The following is a 12,075-nucleotide window of genomic DNA, read 5'->3' as shown; positions in this document are numbered from 1 at the left end:
CCATATTGTCAAGAGGGCTTCGCACCAAACAATTACTCGTAAAGCACGCCTCTTTAGGCTACTGTTGACGGAACAACAGGTTCAGACATCATGCTGAACAATTACTTGTACGACTTCTTGTCGCACAATTTTATGTAAAGATACTCATTTTCAGTGAGACTTGCAAATATTTAGAGAACTTTTATTGCTGATTATCAGAGTTTTATCATTAAATTCTTATGCTCGTTATCACCGGAGTTTCAAGTATCGTGACCAGGTCTTTCCAGTCTATCTTATACACTGTCACATCGTCCTTACGCTCTATTTTCATGAACTTATAACCCTTTATGAAGGACTTCTCATGAAGGTAGTAGGCATTGCGCTCATAGTGTATCATACGAACCTTGCGTTGGTCTTTAGACATAAACATGTAAACGTCTCCGTTCAGAGGATCTCGGTGATATCTGCCGCGGATTATCTCGCATATACGCTGGGCCTTGCATCTCATGTCATGAAGTTCAGGAAGATAATAGAAGTTATGCAGTCCGTTTATACTTAGCATAAGCCCTCCAGTTTCTCCACCAGTGTTTTCAGCCCCTGATAGTCTAAGCCTTTCTTTTGTATGCGCAAGCCCTCACGGGTTCTTATCGTCACCATGATGCTTCCTTTATGGGGAGTTGTACGTTTGGGCTTGTCTTTAGCAACATCCTGCTGTTCTTCATTACCAGCCTGAATCAACTCTTCAGGAATTCCTTCCACTTCTACAGGTACAACCTTCTTTTGTGTCTTCTTGAACCAGTCATAGAATGCCGTGTATGGAATATTGTTGCTAATGCAGAATGAGTTGATGGAAACTCCTTTGGGTTCACCTTCGGTCTTGTAGAGGAACCACAGTCTTTCAAAGTCTTTTTCGCTAAACATAATCTTTCAAGTTTTAAGTTTAGCACAAAGGTATGAGAAAGAGCCATGCTAGTCAATACGCCAATTTTGGATGGTTACCATCGTTAATCAGATTGAGGGCATGGATATAAAGCTTATACTGGTGCTCCCTGTATAAATCAGCAATAATTATGTTGAACTTTTTATCCATGCAAACACTTTTTAAATTAACGAAAAAACTACCATAAATACAGTTAATAATCTATGGTAGTTTTTTTATGTCTTATTTTTCGGTACAAAGTTAATAAAATGTTACCAACAACTGATATCTTCTTCGATGTCTTTCATTCGGTCTTTAGTAAAGACCGGGCTTTTTATTCCGCTTCTCTTCTGTTTCATGTAGTCATCAAGGAGCCTGAAAGCGTATTTGCCAAGCATGATGATTGCTATAAGGTTACATATTGCCATAAGAGCCATAGTGATGTCGGCAAGGCTCCACACTAGATTTAGGCTTGCTATGGAACCGAAAAATACCATTCCTCCTACAAGCACACGGTAAACATGTACTACTTGCTGGTTTTTGGTTATGAATCTTATATTGGCTTCGCCGTAATAATAGTTTCCAAGTATGCTGCTATATGCGAAGAACAATATCGCAATGGCTATGTATGTACTTCCGATAATTCCAATCTGGCTGTTCAGAGCTGCCTGTGTGAGTTGTATTCCGTCAAGTCCGGCATTCGTGTTCTCTCCGCTGAAAAGAATTATGAAAGCTGTACATGTACATATTAATAATGTGTCGGTGAACACTCCTAGAGCTTGGATAAATCCTTGTTTTGCAGGATGGGTTACGTGTGCAGTAGCAGCTGCGTTTGGAGCAGAACCCATACCGGCCTCATTGCTGAACAATCCTCTTTTTATACCCTGCATAAGAGCTGCGCCTATACCTCCACCGATAGCCTGCTCCATGCCAAATGCATTTTTTACTATCAGAGCTATTACGTCTGGCATGTGAGTTATATTGCTTATTACAATATAGAGAGCCAGAACTATATATCCCAGTGCCATTATAGGAACAAGTATGCTGCTTACATTTGCTATCCAGTGTACACCGCCGAATATTATGATTATTGTGAGTGCAGTAATTCCAATTCCCATATATATAGGTGGTATATTAAACGCGCTGTCGAAAGCCGCACAGATTGTATTGCTCTGTACGGAGTTGAATGCAAAACCGAATGTGATAGTTATCAGCACGGCAAAGATAATTCCCATCCAGCGTTTTTTCAGTCCTTTCTCCATATAGTATGCCGGACCTCCGATATATGAGTGTTTGCTTTTTATTTTAAAGAGTTGTGCCAGTGTTGATTCTACGAAAGCACTGCTAGCTCCAAGAAGGGCGATAATCCACATCCAGAATATGGCTCCCGGACCGCCCACGGTTATTGCTGTGGCTACTCCCGCAAGGTTACCTGTCCCTACACGGCTTGCCAAAGAAATGGTAAATGCCTGAAATGATGATATGTGTTTTTCGTGTCCGTCTATTTTTGCTGTAGAATCGCCGAGCAGTCTTATCATCTCGCCAATCATTCTGAATTGTACAAATCTGGTCTTGAAACTGAACCACAGTGCACAACCCAGCAGCATTGCTATAAGTATGTATGTCCAAAGAATGTCGTTAGCCTGATTAATAAAATCTGTTACAATGTTCATTATCAATTGAATGTTCTATATTATTAAATGTTATAATGTGATATCTTCCTTTAGTCTGAAATAGAATGTATGTTCTCTGAAAACTTGTTCTACAAGTTCAAATCTGATAAAATCAGCCAGCAGTCTGCTTGTTGTTATCCTTGGGATGTTTGATAATTTACTGCATTTGTTTAATGTAAGTTCTCCGTTTTTCTCCAATACATTCAGAAGATGTTTTTCTCGCTCAGAGTATGTTACGATAACTCTCTCATCTTCTTTATTATATTTCCATCTGTTTAGGAAAACTGTATCAGCAAGAATATTCTCATCTTTTATTCTGACGTATGCCCATGCCTTGTTTTCTGCATCAATTGCGCAGACAGGTTTGTTTTTACTCTCTTCTATAGTAACTTCAAGAATATCTTTGCCCTGAACTCGGTATATCTTGTTCGAGATATTCACCTCAGGCTTGCAATACATTTTTGCGGCGGCCTCTATCATATAAATTTCTTCTTCAGAGCGCACGCCCGCTATTTTTCCGTTATCTTTTACTCCAACCAAAAGTCTTCCGCCTTCAGTATTTGAGAAGGCGGATATGCTTTTGGCTATTTTCCTTGCATCCGAAATAGCGAATTTAAAATCCTGATGGACGTGTTCACCTTCGTCAATCAGTTTTAGTATATAAGATTCGTCAGTAGGGTGCATAATGAGTTTAGTTTTGTGTTTGTGTAGTATATGAATAGTCTTTTAATATTCGCAAGACTTGTGAGTCATGATGTCGAGTACTACCTTATCCGTTTCGTTCATTCCTACAGAGCCGATTCTGGTAAGGTTTCTTATACTCAAATCAACATCATCTTCTATTATACCTTCTACGGAAGTTACACACTTCTGTTCCATTGCCATAATGGCAGAGAATACAGCTGTAGATACTCCACTTGTAACTTTCAGTGCACAGCTAGGTTTTGCTCCGTCGCATATCATACCCGTAAGATTGGCTATCATATTCTGTACGGCATAAACTATCTGCTGATATTCTCCTCCCATGAGATATGTTATACCACAGCTACTACCTGTAGCAGCTACCACACATCCGCATAGTGCGGAGAGACGACCGAGACTCTGTTTGATATAAATTACAGTAAGATGGCTCAATGTCAGGGCACGAATAAGTTCTTCTTCTGTCTTGTTGTTATCTTCAGCATATACCACTACAGGCATAGTGGCCGCTATACCCTGATTACCGCTTCCTGAATTGCTCATCACTGGAATCATGGCACCTGCCATACGCGCATCGCATGCAGCCGATGTATATGAAAGTATATGAGTGAAAGTATTGTCTCCCATAATGTCTCTTTCATTTTTGCATCCCATCAGTGTCTTGCCCAGTTCATGTCCGTAATGACCTTTAAGAGAACGTTCAGCAGCCTGCTTGTTGAGGCGTTTTGACTCAAGGATAAATCTTATCTCATCCAGTGGAGCTGTAGTGGCAAATTCATAAACCTTGTGCAGGCTGAGGTTGAGATCATCATCGTTTAACTCGTTCTCACCGGCCACCTTTTCATTCAGAATGACATCGCTATTCTTGCTTACATATACGAAATTTGTATGTCCACCGCTGATTATTGCTGTTGCTTCATCCTTTTCGGCCGAACATTTTACTTCAATGTACAGTTTTTCTTCAATACCATATTTTAGGCCTATTTCAATGGCTTGCGAGTCAATCATTTTCTTGCCTTCTTCTACGGCTTCAGGTGTACAGTCTTTTAAGACTTCAAGCTGATAATCTGATTTTCCGATGATTGCGCCCAACGCTATAGCTATAGGAAGTCCTATCATGCCTGTACCGGGAATTCCAACACCCATGGCATTTTTCAGGATGTTTGCGCTAAGCAGTACTGATATCTTTTCAGGTTTTTTTCCCAATGTCTCTGTTGCTTTAGCTACACAAAGAGCTACTGCGATAGGCTCTGTACAACCTATCGCAGGAACAACTTCTTTCTTTATCAGGGCAATTATTTGCTCTCTTTCTGATTTTGAAATCATCTTTCTGATTATTTATTTTTTGTAGTTCTTTAAACCGGTTTCAAGGAAATCTATATATAGATTGATGTCCTCATCGTATGAATATGATTTGTTTAGAGGCATACCTTCATTGTCCACCAGTACATAGAATGGCTGTGCATTTGCTCCGAACTTGGAACGTTGCAGATAGCTCCACTTGTCACCTACAGTACGCAAAGTACGTTCCTTGCCGTTCTCTGTTACAGTAATAGGTTCAGCCAATTTAGTCTTGTCGTCAACGTATAGTGTGATAAGTACATAATCTTCTGTCAATAGCTTGCTCACATTCTGGTCTGTCCAAACAGCCAGTTCCATCTTTCTACAGTTTACACATCCATATCCAGTGAAGTCTATCATGACAGGCTTCTTGTTCATTTTGGCATATTCCATACCGGCTTCATAATCTGTAAACTTAGCGTGAACTTCATTCTTGTAAAGATTGAAATCCTGTGTCTGCATAGGTGGAGCGAATGCACTGACTGCTTTTAGTGGAGCTCCCCAAAGACCTGGTATCATATAAATGGCGAATGCCAGAGATATTAGGGCCATGAAGAATCTTGGTACGCTTACTTTCTGGTCGTCGTCATCATGAGGGAATTTGATTTTGCCTAACAGGTACATACCCAAAAGTCCGAAGATTACTATCCACAAAGCGAGGAATGTTTCGCGGTCAAGTATTCTCCATCCGTATGCAAGATCGGCAACAGAAAGGAACTTTAATGCGAATGCCAGTTCAAGGAATCCTAATGTAACTTTAATAACATTCATCCATCCTCCAGATTTAGGCATTGATTTGAGCCATGATGGGAACAGGGCAAAAAGTGTGAAAGGCAATGCAAGTGCGATTGCAAATCCAAGCATACCGATGGCAGGAGCTACCACGCTACCTGTAGTAGAAACTTCTACAAGCAGGAAACCGATAATAGGACCTGTGCAAGAGAATGATACAAGTGACAATGTGAATGCCATAAGGAATATACTCAACAGTCCTGTAGTCTGTTCGGCTTTACTGTCGACAGCATTGCTCCATTTTGAAGGTAGAGTAATTTCAAATGCTCCGAAGAATGATGCTGCAAATACCAGGAGCATCAGACAGAACAGAATGTTGAAAACAGCATTTGTGGACAATGCGTTAAGAGCACTTGCACCGAAAATAAGTGTGATAGCAAGTCCAAGAGTAAGATATATTACTACGATAGAAGCACCGTAAGTCCATGCGTCGCGTATACCTTTCTTTTTATCCTTTGTACGTTTGAGGAAGAAACTTACTGTCATCGGAATGATTGGCCATACACATGGAGTGAACAAAGCAAGAAGTCCTCCGGCCAAACCTGTAAGGAATATGTATATCCATGACATAGATTCTTCTCCAGCGTGTTCACCGAAGCTATTCAATTCATTTATTACAGGTTTCCAATAATCTGTTTTTTCTGAATTTCCAAGTTTCAGAGGAGACAGTTCAAGTCCGTTTTCAGTATTGGCTACAGTTTCACTGTTATTATCGCTACCAGATGCAACGTTTACGCCTGTTCCATTGAAATTAAAATCAACGCTGGTAGGAGGGAGGCAATTTTCATTATTGCATGCTCCGTATTCCAGATATCCTTTTATATTATAGTTTCCATCAGTTATTTTTATTTTCTGAATGAAAGTAGCCTTATCTTTGAAGTATCTTACTTTCATACCGAAAATAGGGTCCATTTCATTTATTTCATTACCTACAGGAGTAAGTTTTCCTACAGTTTCGGCACCTTCTATTTTGTCTATATTGAAAGTGGCCGAGATTGGACCTCCTTCTCCTAACTCTGTTGAATATACATGCCATCCTTTGTCAATTGTGGCGTTAAATACTATTTCCGCTTCAGTATCTGAATTTTGTTTCCATTCAGTCTTGAATTTTATAGGCTCTTGTATTTGCGCCAGAGCCGGTAAGGTTAAGATAACTGACAATAGCCAGCAATACAATAATCTTTTTGTCATTTGTTACAATAAAATTAAGAGTTGATAATGTTTTTGCAAAGATACGCATTTTTATATTATTTCTTGTTTCTGAGTCTTCTCTTATATGATTTTTTTATGTGTTGATGTTCCTTTGAGAGCTTTTTTTGATAAAAAGATAAATTATTTTGTTTAAAAGTTTGTATGTTCAAAAAAAAAGCATACCTTTGCATCGCTTTTGAGAAATAAAGCACTTCGAAAGGAGTTTTGGAGAGGTGGCAGAGTGGTCGATTGCGGCGGTCTTGAAAACCGTTGTACTGCGAGGTACCCGGGGTTCGAATCCCTGTCTCTCCGCTGAACGTTACGGACAAAACCGGACAACGAACAGACAAGTCCCACAAATTCAATGATTTGTGGGACTTTTTTTATCCCCTTGTGTCTGCCTTAAAGTACATTTTTTCGCCCCTAAAAGACAAGGTTTCTAACCTAACTCGTACCCCCGACAAACAAAATCAAAAAGGGGGTACAGATAGTCGGAAATTGGCGAACTTCTGTCGGTGTTTGGCGAGCCTGCATAAAACTCATTTTTAAGCATTTACAGTATTTTTGTAACTAAAAAGTGAGTATATGAAATCGACATTCAACATTTGCTTTTACGCAAAGAAAGACAAGCAGAAAGCGGGCGGTGCGTACCCCCTTTTCGCCCGTATCACAGTGGACGGTGTGGCAAGCCGTTTTAATACTAAATTGGACGTGCTGCCTGAAATGTGGGACGGTAAGGCTGGCAAGGCTATCGGACGCACAGCGGAAGCCGGACGTATCAACCGTATGTTAAGCGATATAAACGCATCGCTGAACACCATCTACCACGAAATGCAGCGGCGTGATAATTACGTTACTGCCGAGAAAGTTAAAAACGAGTTTTTGGGACACAGCGAGAACCACGAAACCATCCTTACCTTGTTCCAAAAGCACAATGAGGACGTGAAACAGCTTGTTGGCATATCCAAGACGATAGCGACCTACCGCAAGTATGAGGTTACACGCCGTCACCTTGCGGAGTTTATACAGAGTAAATATAACCTTTCTGATATTTCCATCCGGGAAATAACCCCGATGTTCATTACCGATTTCGAGTTATATTTGCGTACAGCCTGCAAGTGCGGTTACAACACCACCGCCAAGTTCATGCAGTTTTTCAAGCGCATCATCATCATAGCCCGAAACAATGGCATACTGGACAAAGACCCGTTCGCCAGCTATAAAATCCGGCTGGAAAAAGTGGACAGGGGCTATTTGACGGAAGACGAGATAAAAATCATCCTCAAAAAGAAAATGGCTTCCGAGCGTTTGGAACACGTCAGGGACTTGTTCATCTTTTCCTGTTTCTGCGGTCTGGCTTACAGTGATGTTGCCAACCTGCGGCAAGAGAATATCCGAAAGTCATTTGACGGTAATCTGTGGATAATGACGAAGCGGCAAAAGACCAACACGGACGTGAATGTTCCCCTGTTGGATATTCCCAAAATGATATTGAAGAAATACAAAGGCAAGCTGCCGGACGGAAAGATATTACCTATAATCAGCAACCAAAAGCTGAATGCCTACCTGAAAGAGATTGCCGATGTGTGCGGGATTAAAAAGAACCTCACATTCCATCTTGCCCGGCACACGTTCGCCACGACCACCACGCTGGCAAAGGGTGTGCCCATTGAAACCGTCAGCAAGATGCTGGGACATACTAACATTGAAACAACACAAATTTACGCCCGCATCACTAACAACAAGATTAGCAGCGATATGCAGGGGCTTGACAAGAAATTTGTCGGTATCGAAAAGATTTATAAGGAAGTCGCCATGTGATTTTGATTATAGGGAACAGGTCGTAAACTGCGACCTGTTCTTGCTGCATTATTCCAACATTACTTAATCCTTAAAATATACAATTATGGGCTTGCAGATGCTTTCCCGGTTATTCCATGTTTGAGTTGGGCAAAGACGAGTGATGATCGGGAGCTATCACAATTTGTGATAACTCCTGACAACATTCGTCATACGCCTATTTCGCCAATGGCTATCATCCATCATGCGGGCAGTCTGTGAACTACCCGTATTTTTTATATCCTTTTCCAAAGCCACATTCCTCGAAACGCCAGCGGTGCATGGCATCGCAGACTGTCTTTCGTGAAAAGAGCCTTTGGAAACCCGCACAAGAGTATCGGAAGGTGAACTCCCGATACACTTGTTTTTCCCGCCCTCATAGGCAATTCCCTAATGGACTGAATGAGGAACAAGAACTTTTCCCCTGTTTCCCAACCTGTAAATCTTCCTCATTAAGCAGTCCTCCAACCGGGAGGTCGTTTTTATCATTTCAATAGGCAAAGGTAGTTACGTGTTCTTCACGGGTTTGCAAGGTCAAGCCTTTTCAGGTTTGGCGAAAAAATCTTCCCTGCGACATTCGTTGCGAGGTATTTTTTCCACAAAACCCTGCAAACTCTAAACACTGCCCTTTTAAGCCTATGTGAAACGAAAACGACCGACCCGACCGGAAGACGCATAAAAAAAAAGTCGGATTTACGGGAAACAGGAAAAAAGTTCAGTGAAACTTCAACTCCCTCACCTCTCAAATCCGCATAAAATTAAAAACTTAAAAATTACAGGATATGGAAGTAGCAACATTATCGGAAGCAAGAGTTTATGTAGGCACTTATGGCAAGTACAACAACGGTTCATTGTTCGGGGCATGGCTTGACCTGTCGGACTATTCGGACAAGGAAGATTTTTACGAAGCCTGCCGGGAGCTTCACAAGGACGAGGAAGATGCGGAGTATATGTTTCAGGACTGGGAGAACGTACCGGAAAACCTAATCGGCGAAAGCTGGATTTCAGAGAACTTCTTCACCTTGCGGGATGCGGTGGAAAAGTTGGGCGACACCGAACAGGAAGCCTTTTTCGTGTGGTGCAACTACAAAAGCCATGATTTGAGCGAGGAAGATGCGGACGACCTTGTTAGGCATTTCTGGGACGAGTATCAAGGGCAATATGACGATGAAGAAGATTTTGCCTACCGGATTGTAGAGGAATGTTACGACCTGCCGGAGTTCGCAAAGACCTATTTCGACTACAAGCAGTTTGCCCGTGATTTGTTCATGTGCGACTATTGGTTTGATGACGGTTTTGTATTCAGGGCGGCTTAAACGACCATTCGGGCGGGGTTAAAAGCCCTGCCCGCATAAACAGAGAAACGATGAAACGGAAAAGCATTTATAAAATCATCCTGCGGGTGTTATTGTTCTGCCTTGTGTGGCGGCTCGCCTGCACAGCCGGAGCAATCACGGCGGTAACGGCATATCTTGTATTTCGTGCCGCCTGTTTCCTGCTCCGGGTCTGCCTGTCGGCGTTTTATGCGTTGTGCGTGGCTCTGCTTTTCCTGCTGTTGCTTTCCCTATTGAGTATATAACGAATAAAAAACAGAATATCATGCAATCATTGAACAGAAACGGGGTGAGCATCACCCAAGCACCGGGAGAGGAAAAGTTTGTAAAATACCGTCCGGTCGTATTCAAGGGACGGATATTTTACCAGTACGACTACCGCCACACGGACGGGGAACTGTTTTCCACAGTGGCTAAAACGCTGGCAGAGTGCCGCCACAGGCGGGATAAATGGATAGAAAAGAAAGAACAGGGTAATAACAGATAAATTTTAAGGGTATGAAAACGACAGAAGTAAACAAGAACCTAATCGGCAGACGTTGCGAGTGTATTTTTACGGGCATGATGGTAACGGGCGTTATTGAGGACATCGAGGAAAACAAGTATTCTGTAAACGTGAAAGTGCATTTCGATAAGCCGCAGCAGTGGGGCGATGATTTGTACACGGAAGATTGGGCATAGGGACGCAAGACGGACGAGTTCGGCACGCTGCACCATTTGCGACTGTTGGCAGACGAACCGGACTTTCAGACGATGACAGTAGTTTTCGGTGAGCCTATCAGCCAAATAGACCGTAGCGTTTTTGAAGATGTTTCCACTTGGGGCGTTTCTTCTTTGCAAGGTTGGATAAACAGCTATGAAAGTGTCAGGTTTGTAGCCATAAACGACCATACGGCGGTCATAACGGGAAAATACAACCTAGAACAGGTAAAGGTGTGGTTAGAGAAATATGTGCCCACACAGAGCCTTAAAGTCAGTTGATACAAAGGCGGCAGAAATGCCGCCGTTACTTTCTTTCATGAGCTAGCCTGCGGTGAAGAAAGTAACAAAGAAACCTTTTTCCCTATAAAGAAATTAGTCGTTCCCAATTATAATGAGAATTTGAAAAATGCCCATATGTAGATGTTGGCAAATATTTAATATCTCTAAGACCTAATCTTTCAATAATAGCTAATGGTCTAAAATCAAAATGATGTTTGATAAAATTGACTAACTTAGGTGATGCAACTCCTTTTTCAGTAAAAACACTTACCATTACTGGGGTTTCTTCTCCGAATGTATAAGCGATAGCTATTTTACATTCTGGAGCAAACCCATTAGCTACTATATTTTTAGCAACAAATCTCGCCATATATGCTGCAGATCTGTCTATTTTACTAGGGTCTTTTCCCGAAAAAGCACCACCACCATGAGGTATTAGTCCGCCATAGGTATCTACCATAATTTTACGTCCTGTTAAACCTGTATCATTTATAAAACCTCCATTTATAAAATTAGAGTTTTTACTAATTTGAATATCAATGTCCGCGTTATCTAAAAATGGCACTAAAACATTTGTTGATATTTCATGTTCAATAAAATCATTCTCAACATCATCTGTATGTTGAACACTTATTACCAAACATTTAATTCTATCATATTCTATGGTTAATTGAACTTTTCCGTCAGGTCGTAAATAATTGACTGTTCGTCTATATTTATCAATAGCTTTTGCTATTTCATTTGATAAATAAGCCCCATAAGGTAAAAAGTTGAATTTATTATTTACAGCATATCCATATACAACACCCTGGTCTCCAGCCCCTCCATTGATAATAGCATTATTTAATTGAGAAGATTGTTTGTTTAATAGGTTTGTTATTTTTAATTGATTTGTAAAACCAATATTCTTATATGTTTGACATATAACAGATTCAATATCAATCAAATTGGGTTGGCTTACTTCTCCTGCAATAATTAAATTATCACCACATCCCATGCATTCAATAGCAGTGTGACATAATTTATCTTCCTCTAAATATGCATCTAAAATAGCATCACTAATTTGGTCACAAATTTTGTCTGGATGCCCTTGTAAAACACTTTCTGTTGTATATGTTGTCATATTATCGAATATCATACCGTTCCTTTATTTCTTCCCATTCTTGTGTTAATTTCTCATTCAATCTTTTATAAACAGCATCATTATTAGGGGCTTTATTATACGCCAGACTTGTTTCATATTCCAGAGTCATATATACAGCATACTTGAGTTTCTCAGTTGCATTTTTTTTGTCACTAAAAATATTACGAAATTGCTCGCATAAGT

General features: G+C 40.8%; 11 protein-coding genes, 1 tRNA gene and 2 pseudogenes. 6 read left to right on the top strand and 8 right to left on the bottom strand.

What is annotated here, in order from left to right; translation table 11 throughout:
- Window positions 1–208: 208 nt before the first annotated feature.
- The 6 genes from tnpB to I6E24_RS13115 all read right to left on the bottom strand — a co-directional run bounded on the left by tnpB (window position 209) and on the right by I6E24_RS13115 (window position 6,594).
- Window positions 209–541 (bottom strand): IS66 family insertion sequence element accessory protein TnpB, encoded by a 333-nt coding sequence (tnpB, locus tag I6E24_RS13140; protein ID WP_148330882.1) that lies wholly within the window; start codon window positions 539–541, stop codon window positions 209–211.
- On the bottom strand, window positions 535–900 hold the full coding sequence (locus I6E24_RS13135; protein ID WP_235328985.1) for a hypothetical protein: 366 nt from the start codon (window positions 898–900) through the stop codon (window positions 535–537). The genes tnpB and I6E24_RS13135 overlap by 7 nt, the downstream gene beginning before the upstream one ends.
- A 270-nt stretch (window positions 901–1,170) precedes the next feature.
- On the bottom strand, window positions 1,171–2,571 hold the full coding sequence (locus I6E24_RS13130) for an alanine/glycine:cation symporter family protein (protein ID WP_235328984.1): 1,401 nt from the start codon (window positions 2,569–2,571) through the stop codon (window positions 1,171–1,173).
- A 30-nt stretch (window positions 2,572–2,601) separates the two neighbouring features.
- Window positions 2,602–3,255, bottom strand: coding sequence for an RNA-binding domain-containing protein (locus I6E24_RS13125; RefSeq protein WP_235328982.1), 654 nt, complete (start codon window positions 3,253–3,255; stop codon window positions 2,602–2,604).
- Between the two features lie 42 nt (window positions 3,256–3,297).
- Entirely contained in the window at window positions 3,298–4,596 is a 1,299-nt protein-coding gene (locus I6E24_RS13120; RefSeq protein ID WP_235328981.1) for an L-cysteine desulfidase family protein, read from the bottom strand.
- Window positions 4,597–4,608: 12 nt separating this feature from the next.
- Window positions 4,609–6,594: a protein-disulfide reductase DsbD family protein gene (locus I6E24_RS13115; RefSeq protein ID WP_235328979.1), complete on the bottom strand. Its 1,986-nt coding sequence runs from the start codon at window positions 6,592–6,594 to the stop codon at window positions 4,609–4,611.
- 227 nt (window positions 6,595–6,821) lie between these two features.
- Here I6E24_RS13115 and I6E24_RS13110 point away from each other — a divergent pair.
- From I6E24_RS13110 to I6E24_RS13085, 6 genes and pseudogenes are all read left to right on the top strand, one after another.
- Window positions 6,822–6,906 (top strand) — tRNA-Ser (locus I6E24_RS13110).
- Window positions 6,907–7,179: 273 nt separating this feature from the next.
- Complete coding sequence (locus I6E24_RS13105; protein WP_068856477.1) at window positions 7,180–8,415, top strand: site-specific integrase; 1,236 nt, start codon at window positions 7,180–7,182, stop codon at window positions 8,413–8,415.
- Between the two features lie 800 nt (window positions 8,416–9,215).
- Window positions 9,216–9,749, top strand: coding sequence for an antirestriction protein ArdA (locus I6E24_RS13100; RefSeq protein ID WP_235328978.1), 534 nt, complete (start codon window positions 9,216–9,218; stop codon window positions 9,747–9,749).
- A 50-nt stretch (window positions 9,750–9,799) separates the two neighbouring features.
- Entirely contained in the window at window positions 9,800–10,012 is a 213-nt protein-coding gene (locus I6E24_RS13095) for a hypothetical protein (protein WP_074024222.1), read from the top strand.
- A 20-nt stretch (window positions 10,013–10,032) separates the two neighbouring features.
- Window positions 10,033–10,254, top strand: a complete 222-nt coding sequence (locus I6E24_RS13090) for a DUF3873 domain-containing protein (protein ID WP_235328977.1) — start codon at window positions 10,033–10,035, stop codon at window positions 10,252–10,254.
- Window positions 10,255–10,265: 11 nt separating this feature from the next.
- A pseudogene (locus tag I6E24_RS13085) lies at window positions 10,266–10,748 on the top strand (DUF7258 domain-containing protein).
- An 82-nt stretch (window positions 10,749–10,830) separates the two neighbouring features.
- Here I6E24_RS13085 and metK read toward each other — a convergent pair.
- A complete protein-coding gene (gene metK, locus I6E24_RS13080; RefSeq protein WP_235328976.1) occupies window positions 10,831–11,871 on the bottom strand; it encodes a methionine adenosyltransferase in 1,041 nt (346 codons plus the stop codon).
- Between the two features lies 1 nt (window position 11,872).
- Window positions 11,873–12,075 (bottom strand): annotated as a pseudogene (locus I6E24_RS13075) (hypothetical protein); the annotation flags it as partial.

The organism is Bacteroides caecigallinarum (genome assembly GCF_021530995.1).
Lineage (GTDB): Bacteria > Bacteroidota > Bacteroidia > Bacteroidales > Bacteroidaceae > Phocaeicola > Phocaeicola faecigallinarum.
This window is presented reverse-complemented; position numbering and strand designations above follow the sequence as displayed.